Below are 15,169 nucleotides of genomic sequence, written 5' to 3' on the forward strand. Positions count from 1 at the left end.
GGCCGATCCACAGATCGGCCGCCCCGCTTTGCTGCTGCTACTACCTGATCGTGTAGCGGATGGTGTCGTGGCGAAGGATCTCGCCGGAGACCTTCACGATCCGCAGCGTGTGCGGGTTGTCCTTCAGCCCGCTCACCGCGTACGCCGACCGGGCGGTGACCCGGGCGTCGCTGTGCAGGTTCACCCGGCGGACCAGCTTGCCGTCGAGGTAGACCTCGGCTTCGCCCTGGTCAGGACCCAGCGCGGTCAGCCACTCGACCGCCGTGCCCTTGAAGCTGAAGTCGATCGCGGCGCCGTTGACGGTGGTCGCGTGGAGGTCGTCGTGGTAGTCGCCCCGGAAGCTGATGTCCAGCGCGACGGTGCCGACCGGCTGCGTCGCGAGGTACTGCTTCTTGATCGTCACGACCTTGCCGGCCACCGTGTAGTCGGTGCCGTTGACCAGCGCCTTGCCGGCGTTCGAGATGCCGGCCAGCTCACCCGGCTCGCGGGCGATCTCGGTGCTGACATCGGCCTGTGCGGACGGGAATTTGTCGAAGCCCGCGGTGTCGGGGTTCAGCAGGCTGATCTGCCGGACGTTGAGCTTGTCGACCAGCATGTACTCGCCGGACTTCTTCACGCCGCGGATCGTGTGCGTTCCGTTCGGCAGGTCCGAGATGCTGTAGACGACCTGCTGCGCGCTTCGCCCCTCGGCCTGATGGGTGCTGACCGTCTGCTTCAGCTCGCCGTCGATGTAGATGTCCACATCGCCTTGGGACTGGTGCTTCTCGGTCACGTAGTCGACACCGGTGCCGACGAACGTGAGCGAGAACGCGTCATCGTTCTTCTCGGAGTACTGGACGTCGTCCTGGTAGTCGCCGAGCCCACGACCGGTACTGCGGCTCCACGATCCGGTGTAGGTGATCTGCGAGTCGTCGTTGTTCAGCTCCAGCGTCCGGACGCCGGCGTTGGTGGCCTTCTCGGCCGCCTTCTTCCCGGCCGCGCCCGAGTCCGTCACGGTGACTTTCAGCGGCTCGGAGACAGCGGCGACCTCGCGGTTGCCGTTGCGCTGCCAGTCGCCGGTGTAGGAGACCCGCAGGTCGTCGTCGTTGACCCGGACCTGCGCCTTGCGCTCCGGCGAGACCTTGAACAGCCGGGTGCCGTGCGGCGGCACGGTGGCCGCGGTGTACCCCGCGCCGAACTCGCCCAGGTTCTTCTTCGCCCACAGGTCCCGCACGTTCGCGGCGCCGGTCAGGCCGAGATCCGCCCAGTTCACGGTCATGTCCGCCTCGGTGCTGCCGAGGTTGAACAGGGCGACGGTGTAGGTGCTGTCCGCGTTCAGCGAGTACCAGACCTGCTTGTTCGTCTTGGTCGAGACCGGCTGCGCGGGCCGGCCGGCCTGGTTCACCGCGATCACCTCGGGGTTGGTGAGCAGTTCGATGCCGTACGGGTCGAGCTTGGTCATGTCGTTGCCGATGTAGAACGGCGCGGCGGAGACGGCCCAGAGGGTGGCCGCGAACCGGCGCTCGTCCTTGGTCAGCCCGTCCATCGTGCCGTTGCCGACATTCAGCGAGTCGAGGTCGTTCCAGCCGCCCGGTCCGCCGTGGCGCCACCAGTCCGCCGACCTGGGAACCAGGCGCGAGATGCTCGGCCAGTTCGTCAGGGCCTCGTTCGGGCAGTAGCACTCGACGTCCCAGTCGACCCGCCAGCCGTTCGCCCACTGCTTCCAGTAGTCGGCGTACTTGATGTCGAGCGCCCAGGACAGCTCGAACCAGATCTTGTGCCTGGCCAGTGCCTGCGACCAGCCCTTGACCTCGTCCCGGGCGTCCATCGACAGGTCGCTCTTGCCCGAGCCCGGGGTGACGCTGTCGTACTTCAGGAAGTCGACACCCCAGGCGGCGTACAGGTCCGCGATCGAGTCGATGTACTTCTGCGAACACGGGTTCGTCATGTCGATCCGGTGCCCGAAGCCCCAGTAGTCACCAGGCTGGTGGGGCTTCACGGCCAGATCGCCGGTGCTGCACTCGGGGTGGCCGAAGACCGGGTAGTTGGCGGCCAGGGTGGCGTCCGAGATGCCGGGGATGCCGTAGAGGCCGACCTTCTGGCCGTTCGCGTGGATGTGGTCGATCACGTCCTGCAGGCCCTGCGGGTACAGCGTCTTGCTGGGCACCGGCCGGCCGTAGGCGTCCAGACCGCCGTTCCAGCCGGCGTCGATGTTGATGTACTTGTACCCGAACGGCTGGAGCGTGCGGTGCATCGCGTCCGACTGGGCCTTCAGCTGTGCCGCGGTGATCCAGCCGCCGGGGGTCGGCGCGTACACCTGCATGCTGTAACTGCTCCAGCCCATATAAGGCTTGAGCGCGGCCTCGCCCGCGGGTGCGAGCGGGTCCGGCGCCGCGGCGACGTCCGCCGCGGTCGTGCCGGGGGCGGCCGTGCCGGCCGCGGTGGTGCCGGCCGCGGTGGTGCCGGGGGCGACGCCGGCGGCGGCCTCAGCCGTGCCCGGCGCCGGGGCCGGCGCGGCCGAGGATGAGGAGGACAGACCGACGGTGCCGAGCGCGGCGACGACGACAGCCGCGATCACACCCCGCAGCGCTGTCCTGGTTCGAAGGGATCTGGTCATGAGCGGCGACCTCTCTACGTGGTGCAGCGTCCGACCCCCGGGTGGGTCACCGGGCAAATCGGATACGATATAGGAACCCTGAAGGCCGCCGGAGGTTATGTCAAGAGTGCGCGAGGATTAACTTTCCTCCGGTAATAAACTCGTCAGCGCAGCGCCGCGGCGAACAGCGGGACCACCTTGTCCAGGGCGTAGCCGATGGACAGGATCGAATCCGTGGCGAAGGCGCTGCTCAGCGTCTTGTCGGTGAAGACCACCACGCGACCGGCCTTGACCGACGGCACCGCCTTGAACAGCGGGTCGTCGCTGATCGTCGAGGCGTCCACCCCGATCGGCGCCATCACGGTCAGATCGGCGTCCAGCAGGTCGAGCTGCTCCTGCGAGATCTTGATCGAGAAGCCGTCGGTCGCCTTCGCCTCAACCCTCGGGTTGTTGGTGAAGCCGAGCCGCTGGACGAAGTCGACCCGGCCGGTGCCACCGACGTAGGCGCCGTACCCATCGCTGGTCCGGGAGCCGAGCGTGACCGTTTTGCCGGCGAACTCCGGATGCGCCGCGATCGTCTTGGCGAACTTGTCCTTAGTGGCCGCGATCAACTGCTTGCCCTGGTCCACCCGCCCGAGCGCCGCGGCGACCAACTCGGTCTGCTTCTCCCACGACACCTTGTACGCGTCACCGCCGGCCGGTACGCCGATCGTCGGCGCGATCCCCTTGAGGGTGTCGTACCGGGTCTGGTCGCCGCTCGACTTGGTGTCCAGGATCAGGTCCGGCTTCAGCGCCGCGATCTTCTCGAACTCGGGCTCCAGCGTGCCGATCTTCTCCGGCGCCTGCTGGTACCGCGTGGTCGCCCACGGACCCAGCCCGTCGCCGCCGAACGCCAGCCAGTCACTGACTCCGACCGGTTCGACCCCCAGCGCGAGCGCGGTCTCCGCGTCGCCCCACCCCAACGCCACCACCCGCTTGGGCTCGGCCGGGATCGAGATCTCCCCGAACTTGGTCGACACCTTGGCGAACGTACCGCCGGCCGCGTCGTCCTTCCCGCCATCGGCGCCACATCCCGCCACCGCCACCAGCAGGACCGCCGAACCGACCAGACCCGTAGTCCGCAGAAATCTCATGCGGCTAAGGCTAGCCTGACCTAACTTGCTCGGATCAAGCGCGTCAGCCGACGGACGGCATCGGCTGCAGCTCGGCCGAGATCCGGGCGCCGGCCAGTAGCCGGAGTACCGCGGGATCCGGGGTGGCGACCAGGAAGCGGAGCCGGGCCGAGTGGTAGCGGGCCTGGGTCTCGCGAACGATCCGGGCCACCAGTTCGGCGCCGTCGACGGAGACCTGGAGATGCAGGCGCAGTGTCCTGGGCCGCCGGTTCGCGACCTCCTGCAGAACCTTGCGCAGGGCCACGGCCAGCCGGACGTCGATCGTGCCCGCCACCGTCACGGTGACGGTCTCACCGGCCGTCGACAGCACGATCTCGCCGGGCGGCTCCGCCGTCCCGGTCTCGGTCTCGCTCACTCGGGTCCTCCCCGTGTATCGGTCCCGCCTCACTCGACAGCATGACCCACCATGCCAGGTCGCGGCAGCACAGGCACACCGCTCCCCTGTGTCGGCGCCGCGGGCTGCGAAGATGGTGTCGTGGACATCGTACGGAGGAACAACGTCGTCGTGACCGGTAATCCGGACGGGCGCACGGTCGTTCTGGCGCACGGGTTCGGCTGTGACCAGAACATGTGGCGGCTGAACGTCCCCGCGCTGACCGCGGACCACCGGGTCGTCCTGTTCGACTACGTCGGCTCCGGCCGCTCCGAACTGGCGGCCTTCGACGAGTCGCGCTACTCCACCCTCGACGGGTACGCCGACGACGTGGTCGAGGTCTGCGCGGCACTCGACCTGACCGACGCCGTCCTGGTCGGGCACTCGGTCAGCGCGATGATCGCCGTGCTGGCCGCCCGGAAGGCGCCGGAGCGCATTAGCGCCCTCGTGATGGTCGCTCCCTCCCCCTGTTACGTCAACGACGGCGACTACCACGGCGGTTTCAGCACCGAGGACATCGACGAGCTGCTCAGCTCCCTGGAGTCGAACTACCTCGGCTGGTCCGCCGCGATCGCCCCCGCGATCATGGGTACGCCGGACCGCCCGCAGCTCGGCGAGGAGCTGACCAACAGCTTCTGTGCCACCGATCCCACGATGGCTCGCGTCTTCGCCCGCACCACGTTCCTGTCCGACTCGCGCGCGGACCTGGCCACGGTCCGGGTGCCGACCTTGATCCTCGAGTCGACCCAGGACGTGATCGCGCCGCCCCAGGTCGGCGCCTACGTCCAGGCAGCCATCCAGGGCTCGACCCTCGTCACGTTGGACGCCACCGGCCACTGCCCTCATCTGTCGGCACCCGACGCGACCAACGCGGCGATCACCAGCTTCCTCGCGAAGCTGTGATGTCTGTCGAGGACAGCGCCGAAGAGGCCTACGAGACCGCTGCCTGCGGCCATCTCTCCACCTCACTGGACGGCACGATCGTCAAGGCCAACGCCACCCTGCTCGGCTGGCTCGGCCAGACCCGGGAGGCAGTGGTCGGCCAACTGCGGTTCACCGACCTGCTGACGATCGGCGGCAAGCTCTACCACGAGACGCATCTCGCTCCCCTGCTCCAGCTGCAAGGTGAGGTCAGCGGAGTCGCCCTCGAGCTCAAGCTGCGCGACGGCGTACGGATGCCGGTCCTGGTCTCCTCGGCGATCAAGTACGACGACGCCGGCCGGCCGCTGCTGATCCGGACCACCGTCTTCGACGCGCAGATCCGGCGCGCGTACGAAGAAGAGCTGCTGAGGGAGCGCCAGGCCGCCGACCAGGCTCGCCGGCAGGCCGAGCAGGACCGGGCCCGGCTGCAGGACGCGTTGGCCGTCCTCCAGGAATCTTTGCTACCGGCAACTATGCCGGAGGTGCCGGGCGTTCGGACCGCGGCGTACTACCACACCGCTTCGCCCGATCAGCTCGGCGGCGACTTCTACGACATCTTCGCGATCGACGACGAGCGCTGGGCGTTCTTCCTCGGCGACGTGTGCGGCAAAGGCCCCGCCGCGGCCGCCGTCACGTCGGTGGCCCGCTACACCCTGCGGGCCGCCGCGATGCACGATCCGGCGACCGCGCTGAACACCCTCAACGCGGTACTCCACGAGCGGTACGTCGGTGGCGACCCGCGCTACTGCACGGCCGTCTTCGGGACCCTGCGCGCCGATCCCGCCACCGGGCAGATCGCCGTACGGTTCGCGTCGGGCGGTCATCCGCCGCCGCTGCTGATCCGCGCCGACGGGCGGTCCGACTACCTGCACAGCCTCGACGGCACGCTGATCGGCATCCTGCCGGACTCACGGTTCCCGCACACCGACATCACTCTCGAACCCGGCGACCAGTTGCTGCTCTACACCGACGGACTGACCGAGGCCCGGGTCGACGGCAAGCACGACTTCTACGGCTCAGAAGCCCTGCAAACGCTTGCCATCCACTACGCCGGGACGTCACCAGCCGCACTCGTCGAGGCACTCTCCGACATCTTGGCCGGGTTCGGGTCTCGCCTCACCGACGACACCGCCCTGCTCGCCCTCGGAGCGCCAAGTCGCCCGGGCAACGGTCTATGACCTATTTACGCGCCGCGGCCGGAACACCGGCCGAAAGAGGGGCATCATGGGGCGCATGGAACACGCAGCTCGACTCCCCGGCGTTCGAAGTGTGGACCAGCCGGCCGTCTCGACGCTGGTGGATCCCCAAGAGGCGCCAGGAGCAGCTACCTTCGCGCGCCTCGCGGTAGAGCTGCACCGGGCGGGCGGCATCGACGAGACGGTCGAGGCGGTCGTCCAGTTCGCCCTGCAGGCCGAGGCCTGCGCGTATGCCGGTGTCACGCTGACGGTGCGCGGCAGCCGGGAGATCGCCGCGGTGACCGACGAGTTGGTCACCGAGATCTACCAGTTGCAGGCCGACCTGGGTGAGGGCCCGCTGCTGACCGCACTCAGCGAAGGGGTGACGGTCCTCGTCTCCGATGTCACCACCGAGACCCGCTGGCCGCGCTGGGCCGCGCACCTGACGCAGTACCGGGTGCAGTCGTCGCTGCATGTGCCGATGTGGGTCAGCGAGCAGCTGATCGGCGTGCTGTCGCTGTTCAACCTCGAGCCGAACGGGTTCAGCCAGGACGACGAGGCGATCGCGCACATCCTGGCCCGGCACGCCTCGATCGCGGTCGCCTCGGCGCGGGCCGGCGAGACCATGCTGGCCGCGGTGGACGCCCGCAAACTGGTCGGCCAGGCGATGGGCATCCTGATGGAACGCTTCGCGGTGGACGACGACGGCGCGTTCGAGATCCTCAAGCGCTACTCCCAGCAGAACAACATCAAGCTCCGCGACGTCGCGCAGGAGCTGGTCGGCACCCGGAGGCTGCGCGGGACCAGCAGTGTCTGACGAGCTGCTCTCGGTCGGTGTGCTGGATCGCGGAGCGGACGTGGTGATCACCGTGGCGGGCGAGCTGGACTTCGGCACCACGGCCGCCTTCCAGCAGGCGGTGGCGCCGCCGGCCGAGGCCGGGCGCACGCTGATCCTGGATCTGGCCGAGCTGGTGTTCTGCGACTCGTCCGGCCTCGGGGCGCTGGTGCGGCTGCACAAACTGACCGAGAAAGCGGGCGGGCGGCTGAGCCTGGCTCGCCTCCGCCCGCAGATCGAGACGTCGATCAAGCTGACCATGCTGCACCGGTTGCTGCACATTGTCCCCGACGTACCGGCTCAGGCCTGAGCTGTCAGGCTTGGTGGTCGGCCACGATCGAGGCCGCCAGCTCGGTGGTCGCGTCCTCCAGGTCGGATCGCTCGAGCGGCCCCAGTACGCCGTACGCCGCGACCACCCGCTCCTCGAACGCATCCAGGTCGAAGCCGGGCACCTCGGTCGCCAGTGACCCGACCGACGCCGGGTCGAAGGGGAGGTCGAGCAGCCCGTAGACCTCGGCCAGCAGCGGGCGGAGTACGTCGTCGCCGCCGGTCACCACCAGCGCGCTGAACAACCACGCGTTCCGGACCACCCGCTGTCCGGTGCCGACCAGCTTGACGACACCCCGCGCGTTGACGCTGTGCGCGCCCGGGCAGTACTCACCCGGCACTGCTCCGACCCGCGCGTCGACGCCTGATTCCCGCAGGATGCCGGCGTACAGCTCACCGAAGTACTGGAACCGGCTCTCCAGCCCCTCCGGCGCCAGCGGCTCGTGCTTGACGTGATCGATCACCAACGCTTGCGAGGTGTAGGCAACCGGCCGGCCGCCGACGGCCCGCACAGCTGCTTCGAACCCTGCCGACCGAGCCGCCCGCACGGTAGCCTCGAATCCCGGCAACCGCGTGTCCCGCCGCCCGAACACCACCACCGGCGCCGACGGCCGATAGATCCGCACCGCCTCGGTGAGCTCACCGCTGGACGCCCGCCCTACCAGCGCATGGGCGAGCGCGAGCTCCATCGCCCCGTCAGCCGCCGCACCTGAATAGAAACGCACCCAGGCATCGTGTCATGTACTTCGCGTGTTCAATCGGTGGCCGCCGGTAGGTGCCAGGCTCACTGGCACCGCCTTCGAGAAGAGGACTCGTATGAACTGGCTTGGCAAAGCACGCTCCGCCGTCACCGCTCTGGCCGTCGCAGGACTCGCAGTGGCCGGTACGCCGTCCAGCTGGAGCGCTCCGGCGGCGACCAGTTGGCCAGGCGGATCAGCTGTCGCGACCGCCGATGGCAGCAACGTGTTCGGCACCAACCTGAGCGGACTGTCGTACCAGAGCGCGAGCGTGGTCTGGGCGGTCCAGAACGGTCCCAGCAAGGTCTACCGGCTGGTGCCGAACGGTTCGCTCTGGAAGCCGGACCCGAGTGGCGGCAAGACGCTGCGCTACGGCAACGGCCAGGGCGTGCCGGACGCCGAGGGCATCGTCGTCAGCCCCGACGGCCTGGTCGTCTCCACAGAGCGCGACGACGATGACGGCGACACCAGCCTGCTCAAGGTGCTGCGCTTCGACCCCACCTCGACGGCCTCCACGCTGACCGCGACCCGCGAGTGGGACCTCACCTCCGACCTGCCCGACGTCGGGTCGAACGACGGTCTGGAAGCCATCTCCTGGATCCCCGACAGCTTCCTCACCTCCCACGGTTTCCGGGACGAGCGGACCGGTGCGGCGTACTCCGCCGGCAGCTACCCCGGCCACGGCACCGGCCTGTACTTCGTGGGCCTGGAGGACAACGGCACGGTCTACGCCTACGCCTTTAACCAGACGAGCAACAGCTACACCCGGGTGGCGAGCTTCACGAGCGGCTTCTCGACGGTGATGGATCTCGAGTTCGATCCCGGGACCGGGCACCTCTGGGCCGTGTGTGACAACAGTTGCAGCGGCCAGTCGACAACGCTGGATCTCAACGCTCAGGGCAAGTTCGCGGTCACCGCGACGTACAGCAGGCCGTCCGGGATGGCGAACCTCAACAACGAGGGTTTCGCGATCGCGCCTGCGTCGACGTGCTCGGGCGGCCGCAGGACGGTGCTGTGGGCCGACGACGGCAACACGAGCAAGCACGCACTTCGTTCCGGCACGCTGAACTGCTAGCCGGGGCTACTTGACGGCGGTCGCTGACTTGTCCCAGTTGTCGTGCAGCCGATCGAGATAGGACTGCGCCTGCCGACCGGGCTTCGCGCCGGTGGCGAAGGCGCGCATGTTGCCGGCGCCGGTGTTGTAGCCGAGGGCAAGCAGTTCGTCCTTGGTGAAGGTGCCGCGCCGGCGGCTGGGCAGCCTGGCCGCGAGGTCGTGGAGATGCCAGGCCGCCGCCTCGATCGCGAGGTCGGGGTGGTCCGGCAACTCTTCCCAACTCCGGCGGGCGAACCGGCCGCGCTTGGTCTGGTCGAAGGCCGCGCGATGCATGTTGGCGATCCCGAAGGAGGCGTCGGGCTTGAACCGCTGCCAGGAGCGCTCCAAGTCGGGCTTGTGCGGCTTGTAGTCCTCGTTGTAGAGGATCGCCATCAGCAGTTGCGGGCTGATCCCCGCCTTCCGCGCCGACCTTTTCACCTGTACCGCGAAGTGCGCCGGGTCGTAGTCCTCGAACCACACCTCCGCACTCGGCGTGGCCTTCGGAGTCGGAGTCGGTTTCGGCGCCTCCTCCGACACCGTGACCCGAGGTGAGGCGCTCTTCTCCGGCGCGGCACTCTGCCCGGAGTCGCCTCCGCGCGCCGCCCACGCACCGACCACGACGGCGCCGGCCGCGAGCCACCACCAACCCTTGCCCACCCCACGACCCTACTGGCTGGGTGCGCGGCACCCAGGAAGACTCACCCTTCCGCCGTTGGCCGGCTCCGCGTTGACTCGAGTCATGAGCATCGTGATCATCACCGGCGGCAGCCGCGGTATCGGCGCGGCCACCGCACTCGCCTGCGCCCAGCGCGGTACCGGCGTCATCCTCACCTACAACAACAACCCGGCCGCGGCCGAGGCGATCGTCAAGACCATCACCGCGGACGGCGGCCAGGCGGTCGCGCTGAAGCTGGACGTCGCGGACAGCTCCACCTTCCCCGCCTTCGCCGACACCGTCCGGACGACGTTGCGCGAGACCTGGGGCCGCGACGACTTCGACCAGTTGGTCAACAACGCCGGCTACGGCCTCTTCAAGTCGATCGCCACCGTCACCGAGGCCGAGTTCGACGGCCTCTTCGCCGTGCACCTCAAGGGACCGTTCTTCCTCACCCAGGCGCTGCTGCCACTGCTCGCGGACGGCGGCCAGATCGTCAACCTGACCAGCGCCACCACCCGGGTGGCGACCCTCGGCGTCGCTCCGTACGCCAGCTTCAAGGGCGGTCTCGAGGTCCTCACCCGCTACATGGCCCAGGAGTTCGGCGAACGCCGGATCAGGGTCAACTCAGTGGCCCCCGGCGCCATTCGCACCGAGCTGGGCGGCGGACTCAACGACGAGTTCGAGACCCTGCTGGCCGGCCAGACAGCCCTCGGCCGAGTCGGCGAACCAGAGGAGGTCGCTACGGTGATCGCCACCCTGCTCTCCCTCGAGACCCAATGGGTCAACGCCCAGAACATCGAGATCTCCGGCGGCTTCAACATCTGACGGAAGGCACCCCATGCTCGACCACGTCTTCATCTCGGTCCCCGACCTGGACCGCTCGATCGCCTTCTACACAGCGGCACTCACCCCACTCGGTATCACCACCCGGGTCGACTACGACGGAGCCGACGGCCCGCCCGGTCACCCGGACCTCAAGGGTTTCGGTGCCAACGGCAAGATCTTCTTCTGGCTGCGTCCCGGCGAGGCGGACAGTCGCGCGACGCATGTCGGCTTCGTCGCCGACAGCGAAGCGGCTGTGCAAGCCGCCTACGCCGCGGCGCTCGCCGCGGGTGCCATCGACAACGGGCCGCCCGGCGCCCGCCTCCACTACGACCCTCGGTACTACGCCGCCAACGTCCTCGACCCGGACGGCTACAGCCTGGAGTTCGTCTACAAGAGTTGGCAGCACGTCATCGGGTGACGGTGAAGTCGTAGGTTCCCGAGCCGACCGTCACGACCACGTGGCCGTCCTTGGTGACCACTTGCTGGACTCCGTCGGTCCGGTCCAAGGGGTGTCCGCGCTCCGAGATCGCGGCGGGGTTCGTGGTGGGGAGCCGGACTTCGGCGGTGGCGCCGACCGGGATCTCGACGCGGTGGGTGAGGCTGGATTCGGTTCGGGTCCAGTCGGAGGTCACGGTGCCCAGTGGGGTCTCCACCGAGGCGGCGGCGTGGTCGTGGTCCGGCAGGTCCGGCACCGCGAGGGAGACCTTGCGGTAGCCGGGCTCGAGCGGCTGGATGCCCGCGAGGCCTTGGTAGAACCACTCCTCCATTCCGCCGCCCAGGGCGGGATGGTCCTTCGACGAGGTGCCCTCGGGTGCCTGGGTCTTGTCCCAGCGCTCCCAGATAGTGCCCGGGCCGTTGGCAACCATGTAGCCGAGGCTCGGGTAGTCCTCGCGCTCGGCCAGGTCGAGGACGACGTCGTCGCGACCATAGGCGTGCAGGGTCTGGATGATCGGCTGGGTGCCGACGAACCCGGACGTCAAGTGGTTGCCCTTGGCACGGATATCCCCGATCAGGTTCTGCAGCACCCGGTCCTTCAGCTCGGCAGGTACCACGCCCAGCAGCAACGGGAACGCGTTCGCGAACTGACTCCCGTTGGCGTACGACGCGGTGTCCCGCGACAGGAACCGCCGATTCAACCCGTCCCCGATCGCCGCAGCCAGTACGTCGTACCGCGCCGCGTCGGCAGTTCGATCAAGCGCCCGTGAGATGTCGGCCAGGATCCGCACGCTGCGCAGGTAGTAGCCGGTGTGGAACAGCTCCGGCGGCGTCGACTGGATGGACAGCCAGTCGTTGCCCCAGCTCGTCTCCGGCCGAACGACGATGTGGTCGCCGTCGGCAACGGTCGCCAGGTACCCGACCCAGCGCGCGAGGTCGTCGTAGTGCTGCCTCAGCACGGCCGGATCACCCTGCTGCAGATAGTGCGTCCACACGATCACCGGATAAGCCGAACCCCAGGCCGGATCGACCTTGTACGTCGCCCCGAATCCCCGGCTCGGCACCACCGACGACACCCCGCCGGCCGGCGACAGACTGGTCTGGATGTCCCCCAGGTACTTGCGGTACAGGGTGTCCGCGTCAAAAGTCGTCATGATCGAGCTGACCCCGGAGAGCGCGTCCCCGGTCCAGCCCTTCTTCTCCCGCGTCGGGGTGTCCTCGGGCAGTCCGTGCATCGCGTTGAGCTGGGTGCGCTGGATCGCGGCGCTGATTCGTTGCAGCACCGGATCGCCGAGGTCCAGCTCCGCCTTGCCCTGCAGATCGGTGTGCACCACCCGCGCCCGAACCGTCAGCTCGGTACCCGCAGGCAGGCCGGAGACCTCGGCGTACCGGAAACCGGCGTAGACGAACTGCGGTTCCCAGGTCTCCGTCCCGGTTCCGCTGAATGTGTACCGGTAGTCCTGGCGCGGTTCCTCCCCCGGCGCGAAGTCGAGGTTGGCCGTCGTCACCCGGCCGGCGGCGTCGAGCACCTCACCGGCGTACACGCGGGCCTGGGTCCCGGTCGGCGCGGACGCGGTGAGCTGCACCCAACCGGCGTAGTTCTGGCCGAAGTCGAAGAGTTGTACGCCGGGGGCAACTGTCTTGCTGCTCACCGGGCTCACCGTCTGCACCACTCGCATCGGCGGGGTGGGGTCGGCTTCGAGCTTCGTCAGCGCCCAGCCTGGTTCGTCGGCGCGGCCGCGGACCAGCAGCTCGGCCAGGCGGAAGTCGAAGCTGCTCTTGGTCTGGCGGAGCTTGGTCGCGATCACCCGCACGTAGCGGTGGCGAGCCGTTGCCTGAACCGGCAGGACCACTGGCGACGTACCGGGGTTGGGCTGGTCCTCGGCCGTCCGGTCCACGAGTACTTCGGAGGTCGCGAAGGTCGGGTCGTTGCTGCCCTCGACCCGATAGCGCACCGGGAAGCCTGCGCCAGGGAAGCTGCCTTCGGGGTCGTTGGTAGGGCTGGCCGGGTACAGCTCGACCGAGCCGATCCGGTGCTCCGCGCCGAGATCCAGCTGAGCCCACTTCTGCTCGTCCGGCGTGCTGCTCAGGGTCGAGTGGTAGCCCTGCGGGTGATCCCGGGCGGTCTGCGAGCTGAGGACTCCGTCGTTCAGCGCGCTGGCCGACCAGCCGCAGCAGGCGACGTCGTCCTTGGCGCTGGCAACCACTCTGGAGGCGGTCGACAGCAGTGGAGCGCCGACCACGGGAGCGGTCACCTTGGCGGCCGTCCAGCTGGCATCGTTGAAGCCCGGCTTGTCCCAGCCCTTGGTTTCCAGGCGGGCGTCGACACTCTCACCGCGGTACGGATCGACCCTGGTGAGCGGGCTCGGCGCAGTACGCCAACCTGCGCCGGTGCTGACCAGCGTGCGTCGTACGCCGCGGTTGTCGACCACGTCGAGCTGCGCCATCGCGTTGATCGTCGGCGCACCCTCCTGAGTGTGGCCCGCGGTAACGGTCAGGCCGAGAGCGTTGGCGCCGGTCTTGACCAGCTTGGTGACGTCGACCCCGCGGTACAGGGTGCGTTGGCCCCAATCGGTCCAGGTGCTGCCGAGCACCTCGTCGGAGACCGGCTTGCCGTTGATCCGCGCAACGACGCTGCCCTGTGCCGCCAGGTAGAGGACCGCCTTCCGTACTGGGCCGGCCAGCGGGAACTCGGTGCGAGCCCGCTGCCGGTCAGGCACCGCCAGCCACGACGCGTGCCAGTCGCTGAGGTCGAACAACCCGGTGCTCAGCTTGGACGGCTCCGACCAGCCCGATCGGTTGCCGTCCTTGTTCCGCACCCGCACGCGCCAGGTGTAGTCCGTGCCGGCGGCCAGGGCGGTTCCGCCGTACGGACGAAGGGTGGTCTCGCGACTGGCGACCTCGCCCGAGTCCCAGACCACCTCGCTCCGCGCGTCCTGCACCTCGATCCGGTACGCCGTCTGGAACTCGCCGCGGCCGGAGTTCTCCATCACCCAGGAGAACCGTGGCCGCGCCTCACCGACCAACCCGTCGTCCCAGCCGGCCACGTCCAACGAGCCGTATCGCACGCTCGGCCGCGCGGCAGCCGTCGCCGCAGCGGCAGATTGCGGCGAGGGAACGGCGGTCGACAGCAGGCCACTCGTCACGATCGCCACGACGAGACCTCCGAACAGGCGGGGCAGGGAGCGGGGCTTCAGCGGCATGCCCACCACCTCACACCGCCGCCCGCACCCCGCCAAAGCCTTTGACCGAATGCGGCCAGCGCTGCCTCGTAGGGTGACCTCATGCTGCTTGAGTCGCTGACACCTGACGGGACCTACCAGGAGCGCTACCCCCGCTACACGCGCGAGGTCGGCGACCACCTGGTCCAGGTGATCGCTCCGCCCACCGGAGTCGAGGCGGCAGCGGGAGTGCCGTGGATCTGGCGCGCGGAGTTCCTGGGCGCCTTCGACGACGCGGACCGGGCGATGCTGGATGCCGGGTGGCATCTGGTCTACGTCGGCGTACCGGATCGGTTCGGCGACCCGGTGGCAATGGCGGCGTGGTGGGCGGCGTACCGGCTGGTGATCGACGAGTTGGGCTTCGATCCGCGGCCAGGCGTGATCGCGCTGAGCCGCGGCGGGCTGTATGCGGTTTCCTGGGCCGCCCAGCATCCTGAGTGCGTGAGCGGGATCTATCTCGACAACGCGGTCTGCGACCTGCGCAGCTGGCCGGGTGGGCTCGGCGACGCGCCAGGTGCTCCGGCCGAGTGGCAGCGCCTGTTGAGCGTCTATGGATTCGCCCCGGATGACCTGGATGCCGTGGTTGCCGCGAGCCCGATCAGCAAGCTCGCGCCGCTCGCCACGGCCGGGATCCCACTGCTGGTCGGCTACGGAGATGCCGATCGATCAGTGCCGGCTCACGAAAACTCCGAGGTACTGCTGACCCGGTACGCCGAACTCGGCGGTCCGGCGCGCGCCGTCGTCCGGCCGGGCGGCGATCATCACCCGCACGGGATCGATGACCCTGCCGTCGTCCGGGAGTTCTTCGAAACTGTCCGTTGA

Annotated in this window: 14 protein-coding genes; 8 read left to right on the plus strand and 6 right to left on the minus strand. The window is 68.9% G+C overall.

The features are described from left to right. Nucleotides 1–40 precede the first annotated feature (40 nt). The 3 genes from AB0P21_RS25320 to AB0P21_RS25330 all read right to left on the minus strand — a co-directional run bounded on the left by AB0P21_RS25320 (nt 41) and on the right by AB0P21_RS25330 (nt 4,102). On the minus strand, nt 41–2,596 hold the full coding sequence (locus AB0P21_RS25320) for a X2-like carbohydrate binding domain-containing protein (protein ID WP_363699655.1): 2,556 nt from the start codon (nt 2,594–2,596) through the stop codon (nt 41–43). Nucleotides 2,597–2,739: 143 nt separating this feature from the next. After that, the gene (locus AB0P21_RS25325) at nt 2,740–3,708 is read right to left on the minus strand and encodes an iron-siderophore ABC transporter substrate-binding protein (RefSeq protein ID WP_363699656.1); all 969 of its coding nucleotides are present in this window, start codon (nt 3,706–3,708) and stop codon (nt 2,740–2,742) included. A 43-nt stretch (nt 3,709–3,751) separates the two neighbouring features. Further along, a complete protein-coding gene (locus AB0P21_RS25330; protein ID WP_363699657.1) occupies nt 3,752–4,102 on the minus strand; it encodes a hypothetical protein in 351 nt (116 codons plus the stop codon). A gap of 120 nt (nt 4,103–4,222) precedes the next feature. Here AB0P21_RS25330 and AB0P21_RS25335 point away from each other — a divergent pair, with 120 nt between their 5' ends. Genes AB0P21_RS25335 through AB0P21_RS25350 form a run of 4 tightly spaced genes read left to right on the plus strand, consistent with a single transcriptional unit; the run spans nt 4,223 to nt 7,361 of the window. After that, nucleotides 4,223–5,023 (plus strand): alpha/beta hydrolase, encoded by an 801-nt coding sequence (locus tag AB0P21_RS25335; protein ID WP_363699658.1) that lies wholly within the window; start codon nt 4,223–4,225, stop codon nt 5,021–5,023. Further along, nucleotides 5,023–6,219, plus strand: coding sequence for a SpoIIE family protein phosphatase (locus AB0P21_RS25340; RefSeq protein ID WP_363699659.1), 1,197 nt, complete (start codon nt 5,023–5,025; stop codon nt 6,217–6,219). The genes AB0P21_RS25335 and AB0P21_RS25340 overlap by 1 nt, the downstream gene beginning before the upstream one ends. 55 nt (nt 6,220–6,274) lie before the next feature. Further along, nucleotides 6,275–7,033 (plus strand): GAF and ANTAR domain-containing protein, encoded by a 759-nt coding sequence (locus AB0P21_RS25345; protein WP_363699660.1) that lies wholly within the window; start codon nt 6,275–6,277, stop codon nt 7,031–7,033. Further along, nucleotides 7,026–7,361 (plus strand): STAS domain-containing protein, encoded by a 336-nt coding sequence (locus AB0P21_RS25350; protein WP_363699661.1) that lies wholly within the window; start codon nt 7,026–7,028, stop codon nt 7,359–7,361. Before AB0P21_RS25345 ends, AB0P21_RS25350 begins: the two co-directional genes overlap by 8 nt. A 4-nt stretch (nt 7,362–7,365) precedes the next feature. Here AB0P21_RS25350 and AB0P21_RS25355 read toward each other — a convergent pair whose 3' ends face one another. Next, the gene (locus AB0P21_RS25355; RefSeq protein ID WP_363699662.1) at nt 7,366–8,103 is read right to left on the minus strand and encodes a lipoate--protein ligase; all 738 of its coding nucleotides are present in this window, start codon (nt 8,101–8,103) and stop codon (nt 7,366–7,368) included. Nucleotides 8,104–8,194: 91 nt separating this feature from the next. Between AB0P21_RS25355 and AB0P21_RS25360 the strand changes: the two genes are divergently transcribed. After that, complete coding sequence (locus tag AB0P21_RS25360) at nt 8,195–9,190, plus strand: hypothetical protein (protein ID WP_363699663.1); 996 nt, start codon at nt 8,195–8,197, stop codon at nt 9,188–9,190. Nucleotides 9,191–9,196: 6 nt separating this feature from the next. Here the strand turns inward: AB0P21_RS25360 and AB0P21_RS25365 are convergent, their stop codons facing one another. Beyond that, nucleotides 9,197–9,865: a transglycosylase SLT domain-containing protein gene (locus AB0P21_RS25365; RefSeq protein WP_363699664.1), complete on the minus strand. Its 669-nt coding sequence runs from the start codon at nt 9,863–9,865 to the stop codon at nt 9,197–9,199. A gap of 82 nt (nt 9,866–9,947) precedes the next feature. On the opposite strand from AB0P21_RS25365, the gene AB0P21_RS25370 reads away from it, so the two are divergent. Both AB0P21_RS25370 and AB0P21_RS25375 read left to right on the plus strand, forming a co-directional pair. Further along, nucleotides 9,948–10,691, plus strand: a complete 744-nt coding sequence (locus tag AB0P21_RS25370; protein WP_363699665.1) for an SDR family oxidoreductase — start codon at nt 9,948–9,950, stop codon at nt 10,689–10,691. Between the two features lie 13 nt (nt 10,692–10,704). Continuing rightward, the gene (locus AB0P21_RS25375) at nt 10,705–11,109 is read left to right on the plus strand and encodes a VOC family protein (RefSeq protein ID WP_363699666.1); all 405 of its coding nucleotides are present in this window, start codon (nt 10,705–10,707) and stop codon (nt 11,107–11,109) included. On the opposite strand, the gene AB0P21_RS25380 is transcribed toward AB0P21_RS25375, so the two are convergent. Further along, the gene (locus AB0P21_RS25380; protein ID WP_363699667.1) at nt 11,099–14,329 is read right to left on the minus strand and encodes a family 78 glycoside hydrolase catalytic domain; all 3,231 of its coding nucleotides are present in this window, start codon (nt 14,327–14,329) and stop codon (nt 11,099–11,101) included. The genes AB0P21_RS25375 and AB0P21_RS25380 overlap by 11 nt on opposite strands. A gap of 81 nt (nt 14,330–14,410) precedes the next feature. Here AB0P21_RS25380 and AB0P21_RS25385 point away from each other — a divergent pair, with 81 nt between their 5' ends. Continuing rightward, nucleotides 14,411–15,169 (plus strand): alpha/beta hydrolase, encoded by a 759-nt coding sequence (locus tag AB0P21_RS25385; protein WP_363699668.1) that lies wholly within the window; start codon nt 14,411–14,413, stop codon nt 15,167–15,169.

The sequence above is a fragment of the Kribbella sp. NPDC056861 genome (assembly GCF_040687575.1).
In the GTDB taxonomy this organism is placed as follows: domain Bacteria; phylum Actinomycetota; class Actinomycetes; order Propionibacteriales; family Kribbellaceae; genus Kribbella.

Excerpts from the sequence above, each read along its gene's own strand:
- AB0P21_RS25320 (WP_363699655.1), bottom strand. The coding sequence starts at position 2,596 with ATGACCAGATCCCTTCGAACCAGGACAGCGCTGCGGGGTGTGATCGCG.
- AB0P21_RS25325 (WP_363699656.1), bottom strand. The coding sequence starts at position 3,708 with ATGAGATTTCTGCGGACTACGGGTCTGGTCGGTTCGGCGGTCCTGCTG.
- AB0P21_RS25340 (WP_363699659.1), top strand. The coding sequence starts at position 5,023 with ATGTCTGTCGAGGACAGCGCCGAAGAGGCCTACGAGACCGCTGCCTGC.
- AB0P21_RS25345 (WP_363699660.1), top strand. The coding sequence starts at position 6,275 with ATGGAACACGCAGCTCGACTCCCCGGCGTTCGAAGTGTGGACCAGCCG.
- AB0P21_RS25360 (WP_363699663.1), top strand. The coding sequence starts at position 8,195 with ATGAACTGGCTTGGCAAAGCACGCTCCGCCGTCACCGCTCTGGCCGTC.
- AB0P21_RS25370 (WP_363699665.1), top strand. The coding sequence starts at position 9,948 with ATGAGCATCGTGATCATCACCGGCGGCAGCCGCGGTATCGGCGCGGCC.
- AB0P21_RS25375 (WP_363699666.1), top strand. The coding sequence starts at position 10,705 with ATGCTCGACCACGTCTTCATCTCGGTCCCCGACCTGGACCGCTCGATC.
- AB0P21_RS25380 (WP_363699667.1), bottom strand. The coding sequence starts at position 14,329 with ATGCCGCTGAAGCCCCGCTCCCTGCCCCGCCTGTTCGGAGGTCTCGTC.
- AB0P21_RS25385 (WP_363699668.1), top strand. The coding sequence starts at position 14,411 with ATGCTGCTTGAGTCGCTGACACCTGACGGGACCTACCAGGAGCGCTAC.